Source organism: Lysinibacillus sp. GbtcB16 (assembly GCF_019091145.1).
GTDB classification, from domain to species: Bacteria; Bacillota; Bacilli; order Bacillales_A; family Planococcaceae; genus Lysinibacillus; species Lysinibacillus fusiformis.
The window spans coordinates 849,564-873,464 of sequence record NZ_JAGXJV010000001.1 but is presented as its reverse complement, the minus strand read 5'-3'; the positions used below and the strand labels follow the sequence as shown (position 1 = coordinate 873,464).

The following is a 23,901-nucleotide window of genomic DNA, read 5'->3' as shown; positions in this document are numbered from 1 at the left end:
AGAAGGGTTGTGATTCGTTCGTTAGCAAAAAGCCCCTGCATATCTCAGCAAGAGGTACTAGCTTCACTTAGAAAGTAAGCTACTTTTTGAACGCATTGTTTTCTTCCGTCCCTGTCATAAAGATCAAGGCAGATATTTGTTAGTATGTGATCTTACGTTTTGAAGGTGCCGTTCACAATGGATACTGCCCTTCAGCACATACTATAACAATAAAACTTGTAATCTTCAAATGTTATTTTCTAATAGTAAAAACATTTATTTATAAAATTTGACAATCAATGCTATACGTCATATACTATCCACATACTATATGGCATATAATATAAAATGAAGTATAAGTAATGAATGTGAGGTGGAAAGATGACATTTCAGCTTGGCTCAGCTTTACTGGATGCTTGTGTATTGGCCATTGTTGACAAAGAGGATGCTTATGGCTATTCCTTAACGCAGCAAGTACAATCAGTCATGGATATTTCAGAGTCTACATTGTACCCCGTATTACGTCGCTTACAAAAAGCAGATTACTTAACTACCTACGATCAGCCCTATCAAGGTAGAAATAGACGCTATTATCAAATTACAGAGCATGGCCGTATACGCTTATTAGAGCTTTTAAAAGAATGGCGTGTCTATAAGGAAAAGGTTGATTGTGTACTTTTAGGAGGGAATATAGATGGATAGAGCTAGTTATTTGAAAAAGCTACGAGGGAAATTACGGCGCCTTCCTGCGCAAGAGCTGGACGCTGCTCTTGCCTATTATGAAGAATACTTTGATGAAGCAGGAGAGAATAATGAGCAACAGGTTATTTCAGAACTAGGCTCCCCTTCTCATGTTGCCTCACAAATATTGGCTGATTTTGCCTTAAAGGATTTAGAAAACACTTCAGAGAAATCAACCAAAAAGAATATGACAGCTTTATGGCTTATTATTCTTGCTATACTTTCTGCACCACTTTCTTTACCACTTCTTGCAACAGCTATCGCCCTTATATTATCATTTGGTGCTGTCATTATTAGTTTGATTTTTGCGATTGGAGCAGGTATTTTAAGTATTTTTATTGGGGGAATTGCAGCCCTTATTTCAGGTATCTTTATTTTAACAGAGCATTGGCCCACTGCCTTATTATTTATGGGTATTGGCTTAATCATTACAGGGTTGAGTGTCTTACTCTTTCCATTCGTTGCCCGTTTTATTAAGAAAACCGTCCTTCTCTCTGTAGAAACATTGGGCAGATTGTTCCACAAAATAACGAAAACAAGGAAAGGGGGCTTGTAAATGGCTTCTAAAAATTCCCTTATTGCCATGACCATAATTGCGTTTGGTATTTTACTAGCATTGGTCGGCTATTTTTCAGGCGGTCGATGGTTCATTATCAAAGATGAGGATGGCATTCACGTGCCAGGAAGCAATAAACTAGTTAGTGAATCGTATAACTTAGATAAGTTTACTAGTATAAATATAGCGAATGATTATGGGGATATTACCGTTGTCGCCACTGAAGACCAATATAAACTAGAAACGAATGTACTCGAACAACAAGACGTCTCATATCGTATTGAAGATGGAACTTTACAGATAGAAACAAAGGCTAAGAAAAAAAATGGGTTTGAATTTGGCTTCTCTAGCTTTTCTTCTCCCTCTATCAAAATCTATGTTCCAGCAAATACTAACCTCAAGACGATTGTAATAGATAGTGATTTTGGCGATACAACCCTTCGTGGTTTGCATTATCAACAGCTGAATCTGATGCAAAATTACGGAGATATTACCTTCAACAACATAACTGGAGAAAGCACAGAGATTACACAAGACTTTGGTGATTTAACTTTCAAGCAATATTCTAGTAATGGTGTAAACATCGAAAGTGAGCATGGTGATATTCATATTGCTGGAACTTTAAATGGGACATCAACTATTACATCTAGCTTTGGAGATGCAACGCTTCACTTACAAAATAAACAAAGTGATCTTGGTTATGAAGTAAAAACAAGTTTTGGCGATATAACGGTTAATGGCACAGAAGAAAGTGGCACAATCACTCAGCTTTATAAAAGTGATGACCAGCTAAATGTTTCTTTATCGCATGGTGATGTCAATGTTTCACTCCAATAATAATAATTGAAGTCATCAAAAAAGCTGCAGGTACGCACCTTGCAGCTTCTTTTTTATAGTATTTTGATATCTCCTGCATAAATGGTGCGGACCAATCCATCATCTTGTGTAAGCTGTAGCACCCCATCATCTGTAATTCCACTAGCAATTCCTTCAAAGCGCTCTCGTATTGTCGTTACCTCAATACGTTGACCAATTGTACAAGACAGCTGTTCCCATAGAGTTTTCATACTAGCAAAGCCTTCTTCGATATATAGCTCTGTAAATTGCTCTAGATACTGTAAAATTAAGGCTACAAGTGCCGCACGATTAATTTCTTCTCCTGCTTCTAATCGTAGGGAAGTAGCAATATCTGCAATTTCCGGTGAAAAATCAGCCGCCTCCTGGTTAGCATTTATTCCAATGCCAACTAGCAATGCCTGTACCAGATCTGCCTCCGCCTGCATTTCCGTCAAAATACCTGTACATTTTTTACCATTAATTAATAGATCATTTGGCCATTTAATAGCTGGCTCAATATCGCTATATAGTGTTTTAATGGCCATAGTGACAGCGACTGCTACAACAAGCGTAAAAGAGGATGCCTGTTGAGGTGTGACATCCGGTCGAACGATAACGGTCATCCAAATACCACTACCATGAACTGATTCCCATGGACGAGCCATCCGACCGCGTCCTGCTGTTTGCTCTTCACCAATAATGACTGTGCCATGTGGTGCGCCTTCCTGTGCCAGCTTATGGGCAATCGTTTGGGTTGAATCTACGATATCGAAATAATGAATTTCTCTTCCGAAATGCTCTGTTTTTAAAAAAAGTTCAATTTGAGTGGGACTTAAACTATTTGGTACACCCGTTAATACATAGCCTTTTTTCTTTATTGTTTCAAATGTGTAGCCCTCTTCTTGTAACGTCTGCATATGTTTCCAGACAGCGGTCCTTGAGACGCCAAGAGAATCCGCTAATTCTTGACCTGAAACCGCTTCTCCATTGGCAGCTAGTATTCTTTTTAAAATTTCATCTTTCATGGACATTGTCATGTTCACATCAATCCTTTTGTAAACTCTGCTTTTTATGTAACTAAATTTAATCATACTGTAAATCAACTGAAATGACCATCAGTGATATAAAAAACAAGCCGTCCCACACTTTCCTGAGATGGCTTGTTGTAAGGTATATATACTCATGTTTCATGGAAATAGTTGTGATCAAGCCAGTTTTTTATTTGCTGTCGATCATTTGCTAGCTCATTATGAAGTATCGCTTCCAGTATGTCCTCTAGTACTTCTTTTACCCAAGGGCCTCCTTTTTTGCCAGACCATTTAAGTAAATCCGCCCCATTCACTGCAACTTCTTGCTTTTGTCGAATCGGCAGCTTGTCCTGCAATATACGAATAGGCTCGCTTGGTAAACAAACGTCCGCTTGGAGCAGTTTTGCAAAATATATCGCTGCTTCCAGCTCCTGTTTTTCGTAGGTAAAATAATGGGAGTTTGTCCAGCCACTTTTTAACGCTTCATATGCTGTCAAAACAGATTTAACAAACGCCATTTCTTTGTTGGACAATCGATAATCCCGCAAAATCTCGCGCCAGTTTGCTCCTTGAAGTAGCGCAAAATAGGCCCAGCCTACATGCTTGTCCTCAGTCTGAAATTCATACCAGCGCTCAGCCTGAAAACTTCCTTGTAAATACGCTGCCAAGCCACTTTCCTCTAATTTTTGTAGGCCACTAAAAACAGTCGTTCCTAGCCATAGCTTATCTAGCTCTGCCTTGATTCGCTCTTTCGCAATAAAAGCGATATCGGCCGCTCTATTTTGTATCGCCATCAATGTATCTTCCGCTATTGTGAAATCAAGCTGCGCTGAAAAACGGATTGCTCGTAACATACGCAAGGCGTCCTCAGCAAAGCGTTTTTTAGCATCTCCAACAGCTCGAATAATACGAAGATCAATATCTTGGCGACCACCATAATAATCAACAAAAGAGCCATCACGTCGCATAGCGATGGCATTCATTGTAAAATCACGGCGTTGTAAATCGTCTTGTAGAGAGCGAACGAATTGCACTTTATCTGGTCTTCGATGGTCTGTATATTCCCCATCTGTACGATAAGTAGTTACTTCAACTGGCCCAGCAGGTACGATAACAAGTACCGTCCCATGCTGAATTCCAATATCAACTGTCCGTTGAAAAACTGTTTTTACCTCTTCAGGCAACGCATTTGTCGCTACATCGACATCATGTGCAGGACGATTCAGTAAAGCATCTCTAACAGCTCCGCCAACAATAACCGCCTCAAAGCCCGCTTGTTCTAATTGTTCTATTACTGAATAGGCTGTTTGCCATTCTTTATTGTTTTGCATGATTTCTTTCCGCAACCTTCTCGTACAGATTTTCGTATTGTTCTACAATTTTGGACGAGTGGAATTTGTCACTGACTGCATGAATGGCCGCTTCTCTGAAACGCAGTAATTTTTCCTCATCTTGTAATAACTGAACAGCATATTCAGCAACGGCTTCCGTATCTCCTAATTCCACAATAAAACCGTCCACGCCATGTTCAATGACTTCCGGGATACCTCCTACATTTGTTCCAATACAAGGCACTCCACAAGCCATTGCCTCTAATAAAACCAATCCAAACGATTCCTGCTGAGAAAGTAACAGCTTTAGGTCACTAATTGCATATAGTTCAGCTAAATTTTCTTGCTTCCCTAAAAATAGAACATCCTTCATATATGGACTTTCCTTTACTTGGTCCATTACACGATGCTTTTCTGGCCCATCACCGACTAATAAGAGTTTCGCCTTCACATTAGTACGGATTTTCATAAAGGCATCAATGATATGCGGAAGATTCTTGATTTTACGGAAGTTAGAGACATGGATGAGGACTTTTTCATCTTCTTGAATACCAAATTGCTCTTTTAGGTTTCCTGAATTACGAGGGAAGTACTCACGTTCATCCACAAAGTTATAAATTGTTTCAATGGGCTTAACTGTATCAATTAATTCATAAGTTTGTTCTTTTAATGCGTGTGACACGGTCGTCACAATATCAGATTTATCAATCCCATACTTAATGGCCTGTGAAAGCGTAGAATCCTGCCCAAGCACCGATATATCTGTGCCATGAAGTGTTGTAACGATGCCAATATCTCGCCCACTCATTTCACGTGCTAACACAGCACATACTGCATGTGGGATTGCGTAATGCACATGCAACACATCCAACTCTTCATCCTTGATGACGTCTGCCATTTTACTCGCTAATGCAATATCGTATGGTGAATATTGAAACACTGAATAATTATTAACTTCGACTTCATGGAAAAAGACGGTTGGATAAATTTTATTCAATCGAAATGGTACGCTTGAGGTAATGAAATGAATTTCATGTCCTCTTTCTGCAAGCATTTTGCCTAATTCTGTTGCTATTACACCAGAGCCTCCAACTGTTGGATAACAGGTAATGCCGATTTTTAGCTTTTTCATTCGATGATCATCCTTTCTAAATCACGTCTTTTATTAGTTACGTCTTTCTTGTATCAGTCTCCAATCCACAAAGCCTTCTTGTAGGCCCTTTAATAATATTTCTGCTGTCCCCATATTTGTCGCCAGCGGCACTTGGTAAACATCACAAAGACGGATAAGTGCAGAAACATCTGGCTCATGTGGTTGTGCTGTTAATGGATCACGGAAAAAAATAACCATATCCATATCATTGTTGGCAATCATTGCGCCAATTTGTTGGTCGCCACCAAGTGGGCCTGAGCGAAAACGTGTTACCTCTAAACTAGTGGCTTCAATGACACGCTGTCCTGTTGTACCGGTAGCATAAAGTGAATGTTCAAGCAAAATTTCTTTGTAAGCAATAGCAAACTGTACTAAATTATCTTTTTTACGATCATGTGCAATCAATGCGATTTTCATATAGCTTCCATCCCAATCTTTAGATGATGTTTTCTAAACCATAAACAAGCTGATCCATTTTCATAACCTCTTCTACACAAAAGGTAATGCCTGACATAAAAGAATTTCGATTCAATGAATCATGGCGAATCGTTAAAAGCTGCCCATCTCCACCAAATAATACTTGCTGGTGTGCCACTAAACCAGGTAAGCGAACAGAGTGAATGCGCATGCCATCAAAATCTCCACCTCTTGCACCTTCTATGGTTTCTTTTTCTTCTGGATGCCCCTGAGTCTTTTGCGTACGTACCTCTTGAATTAATTGAGCCGTTTTCACTGCTGTTCCAGATGGTGCATCCAGTTTTTGATCATGATGCATTTCAATAATTTCTACATCTGGTAAGTATTTGGCCGCTTCTTTCGCAAATTTCATCATCAGGATAGCGCCAATCGCAAAGTTTGGTGCAATAATGCAGCCCAACTCTTTTTCTTTAGCAATGGTTGATAATTCTTCTAGTTGTGCATCAGTAAATCCTGTTGTACCAATTACAGGTCGTACATTTAAATTCAATGCTTCTTTAGTATGATTATATACAGCATGTGGGTTCGTTAAATCCACTAACACGTCTGGAGAAGTTGCTTCTACAAGATCATGCATTTCCGTAAATACAGGTACTGTATAGCTCGCTGGGAACATGTCTAAATCAGCTAATGTTCTTCCTACTTCCTTATAATCTAGTACAGCTACTAATTCCATTTTGTCATGTTTCATGACCGTATGTACAGCCTCAGCCCCCATTTTTCCTCTTGCTCCTGCAATAGCTACACGAATCGACATCATTCTTCATCCTTTCTCGTCCAACGATCCTTATCCCTTGTTTCAAATTTATGTATGACTCTTAATAGAGCTTCATCTAATTTAATGCCCTGAGCATTGGCAAAGCATATTAAAACAAAGAAAAAGTCACCAAGCTCTTCTTCAATACTGTTTATTTCCTCTGTATTCTTTTTCTTTTTTTGTCCATATACATCCTGAACCTCGCGAGATAGCTCTCCTAATTCCTCTGTTAAACGAGCTAGCAGTTCAAATGGTGGGAAATATCCTTCTTTAAATTGTCCTATATAATTATCAACACGTTGTTGTAATGCTTGCATAGTTAGTTGATCGGTCATTTAAATCACACTCCTATTTACCATCCTATATAATTTACACCGTTGTTGTCAAAACCAATAAAATGTCAGATAATAGATATCACTACTTCATTTGTTTGGAACTACAGGAGGTCAAATGTTAAAACAGATTAAAATACGTAATATTATCGCAATAATGCTCGGAGCAGCCATTTTTAGCTTCGGCTTTGTTCACTTCAACATTCAAAATCAGCTAGGTGAAGGTGGACTAAGTGGAATTACACTCATACTATACTTTACATTAGGATGGGACCCCGCCTTAATGAACCTATTATTAAATATTCCCATGTTTATAATTGGTTATCGATTACTTGGAAAGAAATCTTTTGTCTATACGCTTGTTGGGACTTTATCTGTTTCTCTTTTTCTAAAGATTTTCCAGAAATATCAGTTTACCATTCATTTAGAAGATGACATGTTACTCGTTGCTCTGTTCGCGGGTATATTCGTCGGTCTTGGCCTAGGAATTGTCTTCCGGTTTGGTGGCACTACCGGCGGCGTCGATATTTTAGCACGACTTGGGCATAAATATTTTGGCTGGAGTATGGGTAAAACGATGTTTGTCTTCGACGCCATTGTCATCATCCTGTCATGGCTTACATTCTTAGATGCGCGTTCTATGATGTACACATTAGTCGCTGTATTTGTTGGCGCTCGTGTTATTGACTTTGTACAGGAAGGTGCCTATGCAGCGCGTGGTGCTCTCATTATATCCGAGAAGTCAGGTGTTATTGCGGAAACAATCGCCCTACGAATGGAGCGTGGGATCACTATATTAGAAGGTCATGGACACTTTACTAAACAGCCTAAGGAAGTTATTTATTGTGTGATCGGTCGGAACGAAGTTGTACGCCTAAAATCCATTGTTCATGAAGTGGATCCGCACGCTTTCGTTTCTATTATAGAAGTACGTGATGTAGCAGGAGAAGGCTTCACTCTGGATGATCAAAAACAACCGCTTCATTAAGTGTTTGAAGATAAAAAACTTGTTATAGTGGTGTACCACCATAACAAGTTTTTTTCTTAGTCATCGCTACGCATATTCGTAAAAATTAAAATTAAACGTAATAACTCTAGTACAGCTACTGCTGCGGCTGCTACATATGTTAATGCTGCAGCACTCAATACTTTTCGTGCTGGTCGTTCTTCTTCATTTGTAATAATGCCAAGTGAATTCATTTGAACTAATGCTCGCTTTGAAGCATCAAACTCCACTGGAAGTGTCACTAATTGGAAAACAACACCTGCTGCTAATAATATGATACCTAAAAGCAAGAAATTCGTACTACTTGCAAAAATACCAATCATTACGAAAATCCAAGACGCATTCGAAGAAATATTTGCCACGGGCACTAGCTTACTACGTAATGTAAGCATAGAATAAGCTTCTTTATGTTGGATGGCGTGACCTACCTCATGGGCAGCTACCGCAGCACCTGCAACACTCGCTTCATAAAAGTTACTTTCTGATAAAGCAACTGTTTTGGTTGCCGGATTGTAATGATCAGACAACACACCTTGTGTTGGCACAACTCGTACATCATATAAGCCGTTCGCATCTAAAATCGCACGCGCTACCTCTGCACCTGTTTGGCCTTTCATTGTACGTTGTTTCGCAAATTTATTATACGTGCCTTTTACTTTCATTTGTGCATAAAGTGGCAGCAGCATAATAATAATAAAATAAACAATATACATGCTTGTTGACAATATTCTAACCCCTTTCTACCTCGATACTATAATTCTATAATTTATACCCTAATTCGGCAAATATTTGCGCCACCTAATTGAGAAAATCGCAAGGAGAATACATGCAATTGATAACCAAAATGTAAAGTAGCCAATATAGCTTGTGTACTTGACTAAATCCCCATACATAGGCATCTGTCCAAACACATAGTCAATGACATCATTATGGAGCGTCCAGACAGCTGCTATCACTACATGCCAATAAGTGAATACATATTTCTTCATATATAATATAGCTTGAACCGCCATTGCAAAATGTGAGCCAACTAGCATCCAACCTTGCCAACCGATCGATCCTGTTTCAACTAATGTCCAAATATTCATGACATCAGCCCACAAACCATATTTCACTAATGTTACAAGCGCTAATACTTCCATTAGCGGCCATCTTTTCCCCATAATCCAAGCCATTAACACAAAGCAAAAGAATAAGCTGGCTGTCGGGCTATCAGGAACAAAAATATAAAAAATAGGCTTAGTCATAGCAAGCTGCCATCCATACCAATAATATCCATAAATTGTGCCTAATAGATTAATAATAAGCAGCGCTATTAAGAATGACTTATGGTTTAGAAGATACCAAAGATTTGCCCGTGTTATTTGCATAAATTCAACTCCTTGCGCTTTACTAATATTTCTTTGTTATGTATAGGGAAGATTTTTATTTCCAAGTGAAATTATTTCCACAACATCAATATGTGCTAATGGATTAAATTCATTCGCTTTTATCTATTTTTCGACATTTTTCGCTAAATTGCTTAGGACAAGGGAACCTTTTCGCCTAGCTTTCAGTCCCAATATTATAACAAGGTCGAAAAAAAAGAGCCAGTTTCCTGACTCTTTTACTATTACTCAGCTTTTAAACTTTCGATAAATTCAGCAAGTTTCTGAAGATCTTCATCTGAACCTGTCCATAATCCTGGTGGCATGTTACCACGACCATTATGAGCAATGTCCTTAATTTCATCAGCTGTTAATCCAGTGTTCATTAGAGATGGTGCACCTGCTCCACCTTCTAATCCTTCACCGTGACATGTAATACATGCTGAACCAGCGTATAGTTTATAACCTTCTGATTCTTTATCGAATTCAACTGTTTCTACGATTGCACCCATAGCTTTTTGAGCTTCCCAGTCGTGGTTAACAACTGACTCCCAAGTTAGGTAGAACATAGCAGCTAGAGTTAATAACATAAACGCTGTCGGTAATGGACGTTTAGATGGACGACGTTCTGGACCCTTGTCTAAAAATGGCATTAATAATAGCGCTCCAAATGCAAGACCTGGAATTACAATTGCTCCAATTACATTGTATGGACCAGAAGCAAATGAGTATTTTAAAAGTTGATACATGAATAAGAAGTACCAGTCCGGTAGCGGTGTATATGCTCTAGTTGGATCTGCCGGCCCTTCAAGTGGTGACGGGTGAGCGACAGTTAATAATAAGTATCCAATTAAAAATACAGCACCTACCATCCATTCCTTCAGTAAGAAGTTCGGCCAGAAAGCTTCCGTCTTACCTGGATATTCGGAATAATCCTTTGGAACATTCGGCATTCTGTGATTCGCTTTAATACGAGAATCGCCGACAAATTTCATTCCTTTTCCGCGATGCATAGTGTCCCCTCCTTTTAAAGATCATCGAACCGTCAAGACAATTACAACGGTCCTGAAATTCCTTGACGACGAATCATGATAAAGTGTGCTGCAAGTAACCCAAACAATACTGCAGGCAAGAAGAATACATGAATCGCAAAGAATCGAGTTAACGTTTGAGCACCAAGAATTGTAGTGTCACCCGCTAATAATACTTTAATCATCGAACCGATAAACGGTACAGATGCTGCAATTTCGATACCTACTTTAGTAGCGAATAATGCTTTCATATCCCATGGTAATAGGTATCCTGTAAAGCCAAGACCCATCATTACACCAAAAATACCTACACCAACCATCCAGTTTAACTCACGAGGTTTCTTATAAGAACCTGTGAAGAATACACGAAGTGTATGTAAGAACATCATTACGATAACTAATGAAGCTCCCCAGTGGTGCATACCGCGCACGATTTCACCAAACGCTACTTCGTTTTGTAAATAATAAACTGATTTCCAGGCATTCACAACGTCTGGTACATAATACATTGTTAGGAACATACCAGAAAGAATTTGAATTACTGTGATGAAGAATGTTAATCCACCGAAGCAGTAAACGAATGCTGAAAAATGATGTGCAGGGTTAACGTGCTCTGGCACTTCGTGGTCGGCAATATCACGCCAAATAGGTGTAATATCTAGGCGTTCATCGACCCAATCATAAATTTTATTTAGCACTGTTGTCGTACCCCCTTACTTATTTAACTAGAGTATTTGCTTTAGCTGGACCAATCATTAAATAGCCATCTTGTTCTTGTACTTCAAATTCATCCAACGGACCTAGAGGCGGTGTACCTGCAATGTTTTTCCCGTTTTTCTCATAACGTCCTGCGTGACATGGACAGAAGAATTGACCTGGGTGTGCAGAATCTCCATTCCAGTCAACCATACATCCTAAATGCTTACAAACAGGTGAAAGGGCAATGATTTGATCGCCACTTTTATAAACCCAAGCTACATCTGTAACCTGTGATTTGTACCATGCATCCACTTGTTCATATGAAAAGTCAACTTTTACAGGCTCCTCAGTCAAGTCAGCGATTTTATGCTCTGTTTTTACAAAATCTCCACCCTCATGCTTTTGTAGCACAGGATCAATTGCAAAGCGAAGCATTGGCATTAGCATACCTGCCGCCATAAATCCACCTACACCAGTAAGAGTATAACTTAGAAATTGACGACGTGAAACTCGATTATTACTCATTATTTTCCCCCCTCTAACTTAAAGGTCAGTCCAACGGACATACTTTTACAAATAGTAATACTAGGACATATATATGATATATCAAGTCCATAGCTTGGTCAATATAGCATTCTGTGGAAAGCTGGAGAATGTGAACATTTATTGAAACTAATTGTTAAATCTGTGCCCATTTGGTCGAAAGCATCGGAACCACTTGTCGTAATTGATCTTCGAGAATGGATTTTTTCACACCTGCATCCATACTTTCTAACGGAATTGCTGGTAACCAAATAATATTTACTATATCTCCAATATTTGTCCAAGAGTGGTCACAAGTAATGAAGAACACATGCTTAAAGCCAGCATTATGTAATTGTGTTTCAAATTGCTTCGGTAATTCTTCGTTTTTTAAAGAAGTCATATAAGAAAAAGGTGGCATGACTAGTAAACGGCCTTTAAACTGTTGTTCTATGAAAGAAGTTAAAGACATTAGAAAATCTACCTCAGCACCACTTTGTTTCATTTTCTCAGGAGCCAAATCGATGGATATGAGCGGAACTATCGCAGTATCGATGAAATCCTTCTGTCCCAAAAACGATGTCACATCGTTTGCATTAAAGTACATTCAACAAACCTCCTTTGTCGCATAATAAAAAATGCCCTTTTCCACTCTTCAAATAGGATACCCAATTAAAAGTGAAAACAATCATTCATTCACTAGTAATGTTACCATATTGAAGTGGGTAAAGGACATTCAATTTTTACCTATACCTAAGGTAAATTAGCCGTTTCCTTTAATGCTTGTAACAAATTAGACAATTCATAAAAACGTTCTTCATCTCCCTGATCGAGGGCTTCATCAATTTGTGCAAGTAATTTTTCTTCTTGGAATACGAGTAAGCTATTGGAAAGCAGTTCTTCTGCCAGTAAACGATCTTTTTCACTAACTAACAGTGTCTCTGGCATATAAGGGTTTTCTTCTAGAACTGCTAAGTATTGTGCACTTGGTGGTATATTTGGAAAATTCAACTGTATATACATATCTTCTTGCTCGTGTAAGCGTAAATCATGGAAAGACTTTTCGGCGTCTGCTGTCATTACATTGCCTTTATAGAAACGAAAAGGAACACCTGTTGAATCAACTGTTGACATCACCATTGCTCTCGGACAATAGTGAGCTTCTTCCACGAATCGGATTCGCTTTAATAAGTCATCATTGCTAAGTAAGTAATTTAAAATCCAAACACACTCACGACGTTTCAATTGATAATTTTTTAAAAACCATCGAACAAATGCTTTTTTATCAACAACTGATACAGAAGCAGTCATACCCACTCCCTCCTTTACTCAAATTCTAAGGCTTCTAACTTCTCTTGCCATTCTGGTTCACCTGGTTGAATGTTCATTAATTGTTCAAGAACCACTTTCGCCTCTGAACGTTTTCCTTCCTCTAATAAAAAGTACACATATTTTTCTAAAAATGTTGCGTCTTCCTTAAAATCATTATATGCCAAACGGTAAAATTCGTATGCACGGTCGTACAATTCTAAATTTTCATATGCCTCCGCCGCAAATGGGTATAATGTGCTCCATTCAAAATCATTTTGCTGTAGAGTCTCAAATAATTCGATAACATCTTCATTCCGTTCTTGTTGACCTAACACAGAAATTAGTGCTAATACGGCTTCCATATATTCAGGATCTAACGCTATTGCTTCTCGTAAATATTGCTCTGCATCTACTGGCAAACTATTTTTCAATGCCATTTTCCCAGCAAATAAATAGAGTGTTTTATCATATTCATCGCGTTTTAATCCCTCTTGGATTGCCGCATAGGCTTTTTGATTTTCCTCTGTCATCGCATAGCTTTCTGCTAGCAATAGGTAAGCTGAGAAGTAATCAGGATCTAACTCTTTCAATTCCTCTAATTGTTTAATAGCCATCTCGTATTTTTGGGATTGGAAGGCTGAATATGCAGCACCAAATAAAATATCTGGTTTTACCTCATCCTCAAGCGCCTTTAAATAGTAATCCAATGCCGTTTCGTAGGCAGCCCCGGCACGATAAACCTCCGCCAATCGCTCCACAAGATGAATACCAGCAAATTCAGCTTGTTGTTCATATAATTCTTCATACAATCTTGCAGCTTCTAAAAAACGACCTGTTTCAAATAACAGCTCGGCTTTGGCAAAATGCAGTAATGGCTCGTCTGGTAAAATTGCTAGTGCTTCATTTATACGTATTTCAGCTACTTCAAATAACCCCTGCATCTGATAATAATCAGCTAAAACTAATAATGCTTGAGGATATTCTGGTGATGCTTCTTCAATTTCAAGCAATAAATTTAATGCTTCATCTTCATCACCAAGCTCCATTAAAACATTTGCACGATCTATTTTTAACTGTGCCTCTTCTGGGAATAAAAATTGTAAATGCTCCAGAACGCGGTCAGCTTCTTTCATGTACCCATATTGCATAAAAATTTCTGCAAGTGCGTAAATTTCCTCGGGTAGCTCCTTCACTAAAAATGTTTCAAGTAGCTGATCTATTAATGCTAAGTCTCCCTGTTCAAGTGCTTGCATCATTTCAGTCATCGCATTGTTCACAGTCATTCACCTATTCTTTCTTTGATACCTTTATGCTACAAAACATTTACCACCGAAACAAGAAAAAACTCCCCAAAAACTTGGAGAGTCCATCTTCAATTGTTACCTTACTGCCTCAATATGTTCAAAGAATGATGGATACGATACAGCAATACACTGTGCATCATCTAAAGTGACTGAGCCTTCGGTAATTAAAGCAGCCACAGCACCCATCATGCCAATTCGATGATCGCCATATGTTTTGAGACTTGCACCCTTCAATGGTGTTGGCCCTTTAATAATCATACCATCATTTGTTGCTTCGATGTTAGCACCCAGCTTTTTTAATTCTGCTACAACCGCTGTAATACGATCTGTTTCCTTTACTTTTAGTTCTTCGGCATCTTTAATAATCGTTTGACCGTGTGCCTGTGTAGCAAGTAAAGCAAGGATTGGTATTTCATCAATTAAACGAGGAATCAACTCTCCCTCGATTGTTGTACCAGATAAAGTAGACGTTTGAATTTGAATGGTCGCTGTCGGTTCAGCTTGACGATCATCGTTTGGAATCACTGTCATCGTTGCGCCCATTTTTGAAAGAACCTCGATAATTCCATCACGCGTTGGATTAACGCCAACATTTTCAAGAGTTAATTGACTAGTATTGCAAATTGCCCCTGCCACTAAGAAAAAGGCCGCTGACGAGATGTCCCCTGGTACAGAAACATGGGTCCCACTTAATGTTTGTCCACCCTCTAATGAAACGACTCCATCCTTCACTTCGACGTCGGCACCAAATTGACGCAGCATTCGTTCAGTATGATCTCTTGACACTTCTGTTTCTCGAACAATCGTTGTACCCTCAGCACGCAAGCCTGCAAGTAATATAGCGGATTTAACTTGAGCACTAGCTACTGGCATTTTGTAATCAATGGCCTGTAGTTTTGTACCTTGAATGGCTAACGGTGTATATTGACCGTTTGCACGTCCCGTAATATGGGCTCCCATTAGACGCAGTGGATCAATGACGCGTCGCATTGGTCGCTTGCCAATTGATGCATCCCCTGTCATGACTGAATGAACTGTCGAGCCTGCTAAAATTCCAAGCATTAAACGCGTAGTTGTACCAGAGTTACCTGTATACAACACCTCTTTAGGCTCCTGCCAGTTATTCATCCCTGGACTTTCTATCGTTACATTCGTTCCTTCCACCTCAATATGCACACCAAGCTTCTGGAAGCAATCAATGGTACTTAAACAATCTTCCCCAAGTAAAAAACCTTCTACTGTTGTTGTCCCAGTAGCAATGGAACCAAACATCACAGAACGGTGTGAGACCGATTTATCGCCTGGAACAGTTAGTGATCCCTGTATAGATGGCTTATTGTATTGTAAAACTTTTTCACTCATTCATTTTCCCCTCCAATATGAAGACAGAAAGCGCCGTAAAGCCGACGCTTTCTTTTCTATGAAATATACGTTTCAAAATTGGCACGTTTTTGAATACATGCTGCAGCACGTTCACGGTCATTTTCGCTTTGGAAACTAATGACCAAAATACCGAAAACATCCTCTCTTGACTCGACAATTCTTAAATTCGTAATACTTATTGCCTCATCAGCCAGCAAACCTGTTACCTCGGAAATGACACCTGGATAGTCTGGAACATCGACGTATAAGTCAAACGCTGTATACATAGCTCCTGCGCTAATTGGTAATTCATCTCTCAGTTCTTTGGCAATAGAAAAATAGTCTTCAATATCCCGAGAAGTCCCATTCGTCAGCAATTCCTTAATACGGCCCATTTCTTTTTCCCAGCCTTCTAGCTGAGTCAGTAGCTCATCACGATTTTGTAAAGTGATATCTCGCCATAAAACCGGGTTGGAAGAAGCTATACGCGTGACATCACGGAAACCACCCGCGGCAAGGGAGCGAGTCATAGGGTATTCCCCATTCTCCCCTCCTAATTGATGCACAAGGGAAGCTGCAATGACATGTGGGAAATGACTCACCACAGCTGTCATATGGTCATGCTCATTTGCAGAAACACTCACCACTTTTGCATGCGTGAATTTTAATAGGCTTTCCAGCTGTGCCATATGAACAATTTCTTCACCAGCAAGCGGTGTAAGCATATAGTATGCATTTTCAAAAAGATGCGCCTTTGCAGCTAATACGCCACTTTTATGTGAACCTGCCATAGGATGTCCACCAATAAACGTAATGCCAAGTTCACGTAATTCCCCAGCTTTTTGCATAATTAATTTTTTTGTACTTCCTGTATCTGTTACGATGACTTTATTTTTTAATGGCCATGATTTTAATTGCTCCATCCATTCAAGCGTTGCATTAACTGGTGTACCGAAAATAATGATATCGACATCACCTGCAATTACCTGTGGATCCGTCACAGTGTCATGTACAATATTTAAAGCTTGCGCATGCTCACGCGTTTGAGCATCCATGTCATAGCCAAAAATCTTTGTGTCTGGTGCCTTCTGTAAAGCAAGGGCAATGGAGCCACCAATTAATCCTAGCCCAATTACGAGCACATTGCGTGTCATGCAAATACTCCTTGTTCTTTTAATACATTGTCAAGTTGAACTAGCAATGCTGCATTTTGGGCTTCGGTACCGATTGTAACACGGATAAATCCTGATAATCCTAAAGCATTACCACTGCGCACAATAAAGCCCTTTTTCATAAGCTCTTGGAAAATGACATCACTATCAGCCTTTGTATCAAAGAAAATAAAGTTCGTATCAGATGGGAAGAATTTTAGATTATGTTTTTCACAGAATTCAACATATTGCTTTTTACCATTTTCATTTGCTTCACGACATGCTTCTATATATTCCTGATCACTTAGTGCAATAGCAGCTACAGCTTGGCTTAAACTCGTATTATTAAACGGACCTCTGACCGGATCAAGCTTTTCAATGACAGTTGGCTGTCCAATCGCATAGCCAACTCGGAACGATGCCAAACCATATGCTTTAGAGAATGTACGTAATAAAAGAACATTTGGATATTGATCGATGATTGGTAGCGTATCCTTATGTTCAGGATGCGTCACGTATTCAATGTACGCTTCATCTAATACGACAAGTACATCATTTGGTACCTTGGCAAGGAAGGCACGTAAAGCCATATCTGGAATTACAACACCAGTAGGATTATTCGGACTACATACCCATACGACAGCTGTTCGATCATCAATTGCAGCCGCCATTGCATCTAGATCATGTGCACCATCTACACAAGCAATTTTACGAATTTCAGCACCTTCAATTTCAGCATTATGCCAGTATTGGGAGAATGATAGATCAGCCATGATAGTATTTACCCCTGGATACAACAATGCACGAGTAATAATAGCAATAATATCGTCAGAGCCGTTACCAAACAGAAGCTGTGTCTCTTGAACGCCTAGATGATTTGCAACAGCTGTACGTAAATTTTGTGCATAGCCATCTGGATAAAGGGCATGATTCACTGCATTATTTTGTAAATATGCTGTCACCTTAGGTGAGCATCCAAATGGATTTTCATTTGATGCCAATTTAATCACTTCTTTTAAGCCATATTCACGTTGCACTTCTTCAATTGGTTTTCCTGGTTTATACGCTTGCATACCGTCCAATTGTTGTTTCCACTTCATCTAAAACATCTCCTCTACTTATTTAGCTTGTGCTAAATCTGGTCTTAATTTCACTGCATCATTGAGATACAAGTGCTTCACATCTTTTTGTGCTACCTCTACATTTGCATGAATTAATACTCGAATACATAATGGTAGTGCATTCGGCACATCCATTTCATGCGTACACATTACTGGAACATATTGCCATCCTTCCATTAAGCGTACTGCACGAGCAGGAAATGCTGAGGTAATATCCGGCGTAGTAGAAATCAAAATGGAAGCAATGTCATCTATTTCTACATTATTTGCTGCCACAACCTCACGCACTAATCTTGCTGTCTCATCCCATACAAGCTCTGACTTGTCAGATTCAATTGTAATTGCCCCTCTAAGTCCACGAATCATACAAGCACCTCCGCTAATAACTGTCTATATTCGGCATCTACTTCTTGGCATTCTTCTAAATCAATTGCCCGCACAAATGGTTTACCTATTTTTTCCAATAAAACAAATTGTAGAATACCATACTCCGTTTTTTTATCTTTCATTAAATAGCTTGTTAATTGTTCAAATGTATAATCATTAACAGCCTCAAAAGGATAGCCATTTTTAACTGCAAATTGTAAAAACGCTTTGGTAAACGAACGGTCTAGCTCCCCATATCGTTCACTCAATAATAAGCAATACACAAGGCCAATCATGACGGCCTCACCATGAGCTACTTTGCCGTAGCCTGCAGCCGCTTCAATCGCATGTCCATATGTATGGCCCAAGTTTAAAAACTTTCGAACAGATTGCTCTGTTTCATCCTCGGCTACAATTTTTGCTTTAACCTCAATCCCTTTTTTTAACTGGCTCGCTAATTCCTGCTGATTAAAATGGATAACGGAATCTGCTGCCATTAATTCCTCTAACCATGCTGGATCAGAAATCATCGCATGTTTGATTAACTCAGCTGTTCCTGAGCGGATTTCGCGTACAGGTAGAGTTTCAGAGAAAACTGTATCGTAAATAACACCTTCTGGCTGATAAAATGCGCCAATCATATTCTTTCCTAATGGATGGTTAATAGCGGTCTTCCCACCTACTGCTGAATCATGCGCCAAAATAGTTGTTGGAATTTGAATAAATGGAACTCCACGCATATAGGTTGCTGCAACAAACCCCGTTAAATCTCCAACAGCCCCGCCACCAAAAGCAAAAATAAATGATTTCCGCGAGCATTTTTGCTCTAGTAAAAAAGTTTGAGCTGCATTATATTGCTCAAAGGTTTTGCATGCTTCGCCACCAGGCAAAATAAACACTTCAAAATCATATGGGAAATTTGCCTTGAAATAGGCTCCCTGTGCCTCCCATACATGAGCATCTGTAAAGACAAACAGTTTATCTGCTTTTTTTAGCTGAACCGCAAATGTTTGAATAGCTTTAGTTAGAAATCGATGGCCAAGTACAACCTCATAATGATGTGATTTTGTTGCAACTGGAACACGCATAAATCAGAACCCCTTCGTATATTGACGATGTTCATCAATTTGAGCTTTTAGTTGTGGTAATTGATCACTATGGAATTGCTCCAAAATAACATTCGCTATTTCCCAGGCAATAACATGCTCAGCTACTACTGATGCTGCTGGTACCGCACAGCTGTCAGAACGCTCAACACTCGCTTTAAATGGTTCTTTTGTTTCGATATCCACACTTTGTAATGGTTTATATAATGTAGGAATTGGCTTCATTACACCGCGTACAACAATTGGCATACCAGTAGACATGCCACCCTCTAAGCCACCAAGTCGATTAGTCGCACGTGTATAGCCTTCTTCTTCAGTCCAAATAATTTCATCATGAACTTCTGAGCCTTTACGACGTGCCATCTCGAAACCAAGTCCAAACTCAACACCTTTAAATGCATTGATAGATAGCATTGCCGCAGCCAACTTAGCATCGAGCTTACGATCATAGTGTACATAAGACCCTACACCTGCTGGCATACCTTCCACAATGACTTCCACAACACCGCCGATAGAATCGCCAGCTTTTTTTGCTTCATCAATCGCTTCTACCATCTTGGCAGAGGCGACAGGATCTACACAATAGCAAGGATCCGCTTCTACGATGGCACGAATTTCATCGACTGTTTTCCCTTCCACTAAGGATGTATCAGCCTTAATTCCAACAATCTCCGTAACATGTGCGACAATGGAAATACCTAATTCATTTAATAAAGCCTTCGCCACTGAGCCAACCGCTACACGTACAGTTGTTTCACGAGCTGAAGAACGCTCTAATACATTTCGTAAATCACGGTGTCCGTATTTCATGCCACCAACTAAATCCGCATGACCTGGACGAGGTCGTGAAATTTGACGTTTGATATCCTCAGGATTCACATCTTCTGCTAATGGCTCAGCACCCATAATTTTTGTCCAATGCTTCCAATCATCATTGGTTACAACTAGTGCGACAGGTGATCCAAGTGTTTGTCCATGACGAACGCCAGCGACAATTTCTACTGTATCTGTTTCGATTTGCATGCGTCGTCCACGTCCATGACCTCCTTGACGTCGTTTTAAATCGTGATTAATTTTTTCTGCTGTAATGGGTAAGAGTGACGGTAAACCTTCAATAATAGTTGTTAGTTGGGGGCCGTGTGACTCACCCGCTGTTAAGTAACGCATAAACGCTTTCTCCCTTCAACTCGCTAAAGTATGTATTTTTCACTATAACATATATTCTTTAAAAAAACAGTCCTTTTGCAAATGTCTTTTAAGTTCATTCTATTTACATAACCTAAATGCGAATATTCTGAACGACTTGCATAAAACCTTACTACACTACTGAAGTGAAGTGCTAAAATTTATAAAAAATACGCCTTTGCTTAGGATAAGCGAAAAGCGTACGAATTATCTATGTTAATGCTTTAGTTACTATATGTACATGATGAAACCAGTCATTTGTACAAAGCTTTTCATTCATATTATTAACTGTTTTTTCGATAGAAGAATGTATCCTCTACTTCAAATTCGTAACGAGATGGATTAAAAATTTGCTCTGTCGATCCTACAAATAGTATGCCATCCTTGCGTAAGGCTTTACTAAAATCGTTATAAATTTGATCTTTGGCTTCTTCCGTGAAATAGATCATTACATTGCGGCAAACTATTAAATCATAATTGCTATCATAGGTATCATTTAGCAAATTTTGTTTTTTAAAGGTCACACAACGCTTAATCTCATCCTTCACTCGGTAGTAGGAGCCCTCTTGTTCAAAATATTTAGCTTTAATATCATTTGGCACTTCTGCTAATGAGCGTTCTGGATAGACACCTAATTTCGCTTTTTGAATGACATTTTCATCTAAATCAGTCGCAATAATTTGAATTTGAGATAAAGGCACTAATTGAGATAAGACCATTACTAATGAATACGGCTCTTCTCCTGTTGAACAAGCAGCACTCCAAATTTTCAAACGCTTATTTGTTTGTAATAGCTTCGGTAATATTTTCTTTTGCAATACGTCCCAACGTTTTCCATTACGATAAAATTCAGAAACATTAATCGTCATACGATCTAAAAACTCATTCATTAAATCACGATCTTGTTCAAGTGCCTTTAGAAAGTCAACAAAATTTCGATAACCTTTTTTTTCATAAAGTGAGGTTAATCGTCTTTTCATTTGCGCTTCTTTATATAACGCTAAATCTATTCCTGTTTTGCGCTTGATACCTTCTATAAACTGTTCATAATCAGACATATGGTCATCTTCCCCTCTAGCGTCGTAGTTCCATTATAGCGGAAAAGAGACAATCCTGAAATAGTCTTTCTCATGTATACCCATCTACTTGCTTGAGTTTTGTTTTTCCTCTAATAGTAGCACCTTCGACTGTTCTAATTCAAGGCGCATTTTTTCCGTTTCAATCGTATAGGTTTCTAATCGAAGTTTTTCTAATTCCACTTCTTTTTCGATAGCCTTTAATTTAATTTTTTGCTGTCTCGTTCGAGAATCTGTAAAAATCCCAGCTAAAGAAATAATAACCCCACCAATAATCGCTACAATGGCAATTGACAATACGTCCACTTCCTTTCGTTATTCAAATTATACGGCAAAATGGAAAAAATAGTTTCACTTTTCAGGAATTTATTTCAATTAAAAAAAGAAGGTAGCTTTTCACTACCTTCATTCTAGCTAATTGACTAAACTTGTACACGGTAGTCTTTTAAATCTTCTCGTAATTTCGCCTTCAAAAATTTACCTACAGATGTTTTTGGTACTTCCTGAATGAAAACAATATCATATGGAATCCATGTTTTATGGAATTGCGCTTGTAAATTTTCGATGAGCTCCTCTTTAGAAATGGAATCCTTATATTCTGGCTTTGGTACTACACATGCTAAGGGACGTTCCAGCCATTTTTCATGTGGGATAGCAATCACAGCTGCTTCAAAGACTTTTGGATGAGACATTAAGGCATTTTCTAACTCAACTGACGAAATCCATTCACCACCGCTCTTAATTAAATCTTTTGTACGATCGGTAATTTTTATATAGCCATCCGGCGTCATTACCGCAATATCCCCTGTATAAAGCCAACCATCCTTAAAGGCTTCATCTGTACGCTCATCTTGATAGTACTCATTTGCGATCCATGGACCTCGTATCGTTAGCTCTCCCATTGTTTCGCCATCCCATGGGACCTCGCCATTTTCATTAACAACACGAGTTTCAAGAAGGGGCATGGTCATCCCTTGGGTAATGCGAACATGCATTTTTTCATCAGCCGTGTAGTCCTGCATATGGGTTAAATACGTTGATAAGCTTACAAGTGGAGAGGTCTCCGTCATCCCATACCCAGTCATATAAGGAATCTTCAGCTCCTCCTCGAAGCCCCTTACAAGACCAATTGGTGAGGCAGATCCGCCACAAACAATTAATCGCATTGACGATAGGTCACGAGGGTGTAGACGTTGCTCCTGTAAAACACCGAGCCAAATGGTAGGTACGCCTGCCGTCAAGGTTACTTTGTACACGTCAAAAAGCTCAAGTAAAAGCTGAGGCGTAAACATAGGCCCTGGTAATACCTGAGTGGCACCAAAGGCTATACTAGCAAAGGGGAAGCCCCACGCATTGGCATGAAACATTGGTACAACAGGTAGTACAACATCCGACTCACAAATGGCAATACTATCTGCAAGCCCAGCGGTTAAACTGTGAAGGACAATACTGCGATGTGTATAAACTACGCCCTTCGGCATACCAGTCGTTGCACTCGTATAACACATGCCAGCAGGTGTATTTTCATCTAAATCTTCTGGAAATGTGAAATTCTCATTGGCATCTGCAATTAGTGCTTCATAGGATAAAGCATTTGGAATGGGGATAGATTCTAGTGCCACAGCATCCCCCATAATAATAATGTGTTTAACCGTTTTTAACTGTGAAACAAATGGTGCGATAAGGGGTACTAAATTGTCGTCAATTAATAATATTTCATCCTCCGCATGATTAATAACATAGACAATATGCTCTGGTGCCAGTCGAATATTGATCATATGCAGAACTGCTCCTGCACATGGTACAGCAAAATAGGCTTCCAAATGACGATGATGATTCCAAGCAAATGTCCCAACCTTCGTGCCCTGCTGCATACCTAATTCTGTAAGAGCATCCGCTAATTGACGAGTTCGTTTGACATACTCTTTATACGTAAATTCATGAATAGTTGTAGCGCTTGTTCGCGAATATATTTTCTTTGACTGAAAAAATCGTTCTGCTCGATTCAAAAAACTTGTTAATATTAAAGGCGTATCCATCATATGCATGTTACCGGTCCCCTTCGCTGACAAATTTTTGAAACAACTGAGGCTGACTGCTGCT

The 23,901-nt window shown here is 39.2% G+C and carries 27 protein-coding genes; 4 read left to right on the top strand and 23 right to left on the bottom strand.

Translation table 11 applies throughout. The features are described from left to right. Positions 1–360 precede the first annotated feature (360 nt). From KVT27_RS04275 to KVT27_RS04265, 3 genes are read left to right on the top strand one after another with little or no spacing between them, the layout of a single operon-like run. The gene (locus tag KVT27_RS04275) at positions 361–681 is read left to right on the top strand and encodes a PadR family transcriptional regulator (RefSeq protein WP_008181900.1); all 321 of its coding nucleotides are present in this window, start codon (positions 361–363) and stop codon (positions 679–681) included. Further along, positions 674–1,276: a DUF1700 domain-containing protein gene (locus KVT27_RS04270; protein ID WP_036124612.1), complete on the top strand. Its 603-nt coding sequence runs from the start codon at positions 674–676 to the stop codon at positions 1,274–1,276. The genes KVT27_RS04275 and KVT27_RS04270 overlap by 8 nt, the downstream gene beginning before the upstream one ends. Then, positions 1,277–2,113 carry a DUF4097 family beta strand repeat-containing protein gene (locus KVT27_RS04265; protein ID WP_217580794.1) on the top strand — a complete coding sequence of 279 codons (837 nt, stop codon included), beginning with the start codon at positions 1,277–1,279 and terminating at the stop codon, positions 2,111–2,113. A 53-nt stretch (positions 2,114–2,166) separates the two neighbouring features. On the opposite strand, the gene KVT27_RS04260 is transcribed toward KVT27_RS04265, so the two are convergent. The 6 genes from KVT27_RS04260 to KVT27_RS04235 all read right to left on the bottom strand — a co-directional run bounded on the left by KVT27_RS04260 (position 2,167) and on the right by KVT27_RS04235 (position 7,194). After that, positions 2,167–3,150 (bottom strand): biotin--[acetyl-CoA-carboxylase] ligase, encoded by a 984-nt coding sequence (locus KVT27_RS04260; protein ID WP_217580792.1) that lies wholly within the window; start codon positions 3,148–3,150, stop codon positions 2,167–2,169. A 143-nt stretch (positions 3,151–3,293) separates the two neighbouring features. Further along, on the bottom strand, positions 3,294–4,472 hold the full coding sequence (locus KVT27_RS04255; protein ID WP_036124607.1) for a CCA tRNA nucleotidyltransferase: 1,179 nt from the start codon (positions 4,470–4,472) through the stop codon (positions 3,294–3,296). Continuing rightward, a complete protein-coding gene (gene bshA, locus KVT27_RS04250; protein ID WP_008181556.1) occupies positions 4,459–5,604 on the bottom strand; it encodes an N-acetyl-alpha-D-glucosaminyl L-malate synthase BshA in 1,146 nt (381 codons plus the stop codon). Before bshA ends, KVT27_RS04255 begins: the two co-directional genes overlap by 14 nt. A 33-nt stretch (positions 5,605–5,637) precedes the next feature. Beyond that, the gene (mgsA, locus tag KVT27_RS04245; protein WP_036124603.1) at positions 5,638–6,042 is read right to left on the bottom strand and encodes a methylglyoxal synthase; all 405 of its coding nucleotides are present in this window, start codon (positions 6,040–6,042) and stop codon (positions 5,638–5,640) included. A gap of 19 nt (positions 6,043–6,061) precedes the next feature. Further along, positions 6,062–6,859 carry a 4-hydroxy-tetrahydrodipicolinate reductase gene (dapB, locus tag KVT27_RS04240; protein ID WP_217580790.1) on the bottom strand — a complete coding sequence of 266 codons (798 nt, stop codon included), beginning with the start codon at positions 6,857–6,859 and terminating at the stop codon, positions 6,062–6,064. After that, complete coding sequence (locus KVT27_RS04235) at positions 6,859–7,194, bottom strand: nucleotide pyrophosphohydrolase (RefSeq protein ID WP_036124599.1); 336 nt, start codon at positions 7,192–7,194, stop codon at positions 6,859–6,861. Before KVT27_RS04235 ends, dapB begins: the two co-directional genes overlap by 1 nt. Before the next feature lie 115 nt (positions 7,195–7,309). On the opposite strand from KVT27_RS04235, the gene KVT27_RS04230 reads away from it, so the two are divergent. Next, entirely contained in the window at positions 7,310–8,179 is an 870-nt protein-coding gene (locus tag KVT27_RS04230; RefSeq protein WP_008181565.1) for a YitT family protein, read from the top strand. 56 nt (positions 8,180–8,235) lie between these two features. On the opposite strand, the gene KVT27_RS04225 is transcribed toward KVT27_RS04230, so the two are convergent. From KVT27_RS04225 to KVT27_RS04145, 17 genes are all read right to left on the bottom strand, one after another. Next, positions 8,236–8,910 (bottom strand): zinc metallopeptidase, encoded by a 675-nt coding sequence (locus KVT27_RS04225; protein ID WP_008181566.1) that lies wholly within the window; start codon positions 8,908–8,910, stop codon positions 8,236–8,238. A 60-nt stretch (positions 8,911–8,970) separates the two neighbouring features. Next, positions 8,971–9,567, bottom strand: coding sequence for a lipoprotein heptaprenylglyceryl N-acetyltransferase LhaT (gene lhaT / locus KVT27_RS04220; protein ID WP_008181568.1), 597 nt, complete (start codon positions 9,565–9,567; stop codon positions 8,971–8,973). A 242-nt stretch (positions 9,568–9,809) separates the two neighbouring features. Beyond that, complete coding sequence (locus KVT27_RS04215) at positions 9,810–10,577, bottom strand: menaquinol-cytochrome c reductase cytochrome b/c subunit (protein WP_004232669.1); 768 nt, start codon at positions 10,575–10,577, stop codon at positions 9,810–9,812. A 41-nt stretch (positions 10,578–10,618) separates the two neighbouring features. Continuing rightward, positions 10,619–11,293 (bottom strand): menaquinol-cytochrome c reductase cytochrome b subunit, encoded by a 675-nt coding sequence (gene qcrB / locus KVT27_RS04210; RefSeq protein WP_008181573.1) that lies wholly within the window; start codon positions 11,291–11,293, stop codon positions 10,619–10,621. Between the two features lie 19 nt (positions 11,294–11,312). Beyond that, positions 11,313–11,819 carry a QcrA and Rieske domain-containing protein gene (locus tag KVT27_RS04205; RefSeq protein WP_025114703.1) on the bottom strand — a complete coding sequence of 169 codons (507 nt, stop codon included), beginning with the start codon at positions 11,817–11,819 and terminating at the stop codon, positions 11,313–11,315. Between the two features lie 154 nt (positions 11,820–11,973). Next, positions 11,974–12,423 carry a DUF2487 family protein gene (locus tag KVT27_RS04200; protein ID WP_036124597.1) on the bottom strand — a complete coding sequence of 150 codons (450 nt, stop codon included), beginning with the start codon at positions 12,421–12,423 and terminating at the stop codon, positions 11,974–11,976. Between the two features lie 146 nt (positions 12,424–12,569). Then, positions 12,570–13,127: a ReoY family proteolytic degradation factor gene (locus tag KVT27_RS04195; protein ID WP_008181956.1), complete on the bottom strand. Its 558-nt coding sequence runs from the start codon at positions 13,125–13,127 to the stop codon at positions 12,570–12,572. Positions 13,128–13,141: 14 nt separating this feature from the next. Next, positions 13,142–14,410, bottom strand: a complete 1,269-nt coding sequence (locus KVT27_RS04190) for a tetratricopeptide repeat protein (protein WP_080709379.1) — start codon at positions 14,408–14,410, stop codon at positions 13,142–13,144. 96 nt (positions 14,411–14,506) lie between these two features. Next, a complete protein-coding gene (gene aroA, locus KVT27_RS04185; protein ID WP_036124595.1) occupies positions 14,507–15,793 on the bottom strand; it encodes a 3-phosphoshikimate 1-carboxyvinyltransferase in 1,287 nt (428 codons plus the stop codon). A 56-nt stretch (positions 15,794–15,849) separates the two neighbouring features. Continuing rightward, the gene (locus tag KVT27_RS04180; RefSeq protein ID WP_036124593.1) at positions 15,850–16,947 is read right to left on the bottom strand and encodes a prephenate dehydrogenase; all 1,098 of its coding nucleotides are present in this window, start codon (positions 16,945–16,947) and stop codon (positions 15,850–15,852) included. Then, a complete protein-coding gene (gene hisC / locus KVT27_RS04175; RefSeq protein ID WP_217580788.1) occupies positions 16,944–18,044 on the bottom strand; it encodes a histidinol-phosphate transaminase in 1,101 nt (366 codons plus the stop codon). The genes KVT27_RS04180 and hisC overlap by 4 nt, the downstream gene beginning before the upstream one ends. Before the next feature lie 18 nt (positions 18,045–18,062). Beyond that, positions 18,063–18,431, bottom strand: a complete 369-nt coding sequence (gene aroH / locus KVT27_RS04170) for a chorismate mutase (protein WP_217580786.1) — start codon at positions 18,429–18,431, stop codon at positions 18,063–18,065. Next, on the bottom strand, positions 18,428–19,519 hold the full coding sequence (gene aroB / locus KVT27_RS04165; RefSeq protein ID WP_036226913.1) for a 3-dehydroquinate synthase: 1,092 nt from the start codon (positions 19,517–19,519) through the stop codon (positions 18,428–18,430). The genes aroH and aroB overlap by 4 nt, the downstream gene beginning before the upstream one ends. A gap of 3 nt (positions 19,520–19,522) precedes the next feature. Next, on the bottom strand, positions 19,523–20,704 hold the full coding sequence (aroC, locus tag KVT27_RS04160) for a chorismate synthase (RefSeq protein WP_008180396.1): 1,182 nt from the start codon (positions 20,702–20,704) through the stop codon (positions 19,523–19,525). 302 nt (positions 20,705–21,006) lie between these two features. Continuing rightward, on the bottom strand, positions 21,007–21,780 hold the full coding sequence (locus KVT27_RS04155) for a CheR family methyltransferase (protein ID WP_036147658.1): 774 nt from the start codon (positions 21,778–21,780) through the stop codon (positions 21,007–21,009). A gap of 84 nt (positions 21,781–21,864) precedes the next feature. After that, the gene (locus KVT27_RS04150) at positions 21,865–22,095 is read right to left on the bottom strand and encodes a hypothetical protein (protein ID WP_008180398.1); all 231 of its coding nucleotides are present in this window, start codon (positions 22,093–22,095) and stop codon (positions 21,865–21,867) included. Between the two features lie 125 nt (positions 22,096–22,220). Beyond that, entirely contained in the window at positions 22,221–23,846 is a 1,626-nt protein-coding gene (locus tag KVT27_RS04145; protein ID WP_217580784.1) for a long-chain fatty acid--CoA ligase, read from the bottom strand. Between the last annotated feature and the right edge of the window lie 55 nt (positions 23,847–23,901).

What these genes read in the sequence shown, in the direction of transcription:
- KVT27_RS04215 (WP_004232669.1), bottom strand. Translation starts at nt 10,577, where the DNA reads ATGCATCGCGGAAAAGGAATGAAATTTGTCGGCGATTCTCGTATTAAA.
- KVT27_RS04155 (WP_036147658.1), bottom strand. Translation starts at nt 21,780, where the DNA reads ATGTCTGATTATGAACAGTTTATAGAAGGTATCAAGCGCAAAACAGGA.
- KVT27_RS04145 (WP_217580784.1), bottom strand. Translation starts at nt 23,846, where the DNA reads ATGCATATGATGGATACGCCTTTAATATTAACAAGTTTTTTGAATCGA.
- KVT27_RS04235 (WP_036124599.1), bottom strand. Translation starts at nt 7,194, where the DNA reads ATGACCGATCAACTAACTATGCAAGCATTACAACAACGTGTTGATAAT.
- KVT27_RS04195 (WP_008181956.1), bottom strand. Translation starts at nt 13,127, where the DNA reads ATGACTGCTTCTGTATCAGTTGTTGATAAAAAAGCATTTGTTCGATGG.
- KVT27_RS04200 (WP_036124597.1), bottom strand. Translation starts at nt 12,423, where the DNA reads ATGTACTTTAATGCAAACGATGTGACATCGTTTTTGGGACAGAAGGAT.
- KVT27_RS04275 (WP_008181900.1), top strand. Translation starts at nt 361, where the DNA reads ATGACATTTCAGCTTGGCTCAGCTTTACTGGATGCTTGTGTATTGGCC.
- hisC (WP_217580788.1), bottom strand. Translation starts at nt 18,044, where the DNA reads ATGAAGTGGAAACAACAATTGGACGGTATGCAAGCGTATAAACCAGGA.
- KVT27_RS04260 (WP_217580792.1), bottom strand. Translation starts at nt 3,150, where the DNA reads ATGACAATGTCCATGAAAGATGAAATTTTAAAAAGAATACTAGCTGCC.
- KVT27_RS04190 (WP_080709379.1), bottom strand. Translation starts at nt 14,410, where the DNA reads ATGACTGTGAACAATGCGATGACTGAAATGATGCAAGCACTTGAACAG.
- KVT27_RS04230 (WP_008181565.1), top strand. Translation starts at nt 7,310, where the DNA reads ATGTTAAAACAGATTAAAATACGTAATATTATCGCAATAATGCTCGGA.
- aroH (WP_217580786.1), bottom strand. Translation starts at nt 18,431, where the DNA reads ATGATTCGTGGACTTAGAGGGGCAATTACAATTGAATCTGACAAGTCA.
- aroB (WP_036226913.1), bottom strand. Translation starts at nt 19,519, where the DNA reads ATGCGTGTTCCAGTTGCAACAAAATCACATCATTATGAGGTTGTACTT.
- KVT27_RS04255 (WP_036124607.1), bottom strand. Translation starts at nt 4,472, where the DNA reads ATGCAAAACAATAAAGAATGGCAAACAGCCTATTCAGTAATAGAACAA.
- KVT27_RS04265 (WP_217580794.1), top strand. Translation starts at nt 1,277, where the DNA reads ATGGCTTCTAAAAATTCCCTTATTGCCATGACCATAATTGCGTTTGGT.
- aroC (WP_008180396.1), bottom strand. Translation starts at nt 20,704, where the DNA reads ATGCGTTACTTAACAGCGGGTGAGTCACACGGCCCCCAACTAACAACT.
- aroA (WP_036124595.1), bottom strand. Translation starts at nt 15,793, where the DNA reads ATGAGTGAAAAAGTTTTACAATACAATAAGCCATCTATACAGGGATCA.
- dapB (WP_217580790.1), bottom strand. Translation starts at nt 6,859, where the DNA reads ATGTCGATTCGTGTAGCTATTGCAGGAGCAAGAGGAAAAATGGGGGCT.
- KVT27_RS04180 (WP_036124593.1), bottom strand. Translation starts at nt 16,947, where the DNA reads ATGACACGCAATGTGCTCGTAATTGGGCTAGGATTAATTGGTGGCTCC.
- mgsA (WP_036124603.1), bottom strand. Translation starts at nt 6,042, where the DNA reads ATGAAAATCGCATTGATTGCACATGATCGTAAAAAAGATAATTTAGTA.
- KVT27_RS04205 (WP_025114703.1), bottom strand. Translation starts at nt 11,819, where the DNA reads ATGAGTAATAATCGAGTTTCACGTCGTCAATTTCTAAGTTATACTCTT.
- KVT27_RS04270 (WP_036124612.1), top strand. Translation starts at nt 674, where the DNA reads ATGGATAGAGCTAGTTATTTGAAAAAGCTACGAGGGAAATTACGGCGC.
- lhaT (WP_008181568.1), bottom strand. Translation starts at nt 9,567, where the DNA reads ATGCAAATAACACGGGCAAATCTTTGGTATCTTCTAAACCATAAGTCA.
- bshA (WP_008181556.1), bottom strand. Translation starts at nt 5,604, where the DNA reads ATGAAAAAGCTAAAAATCGGCATTACCTGTTATCCAACAGTTGGAGGC.
- KVT27_RS04225 (WP_008181566.1), bottom strand. Translation starts at nt 8,910, where the DNA reads ATGTATATTGTTTATTTTATTATTATTATGCTGCTGCCACTTTATGCA.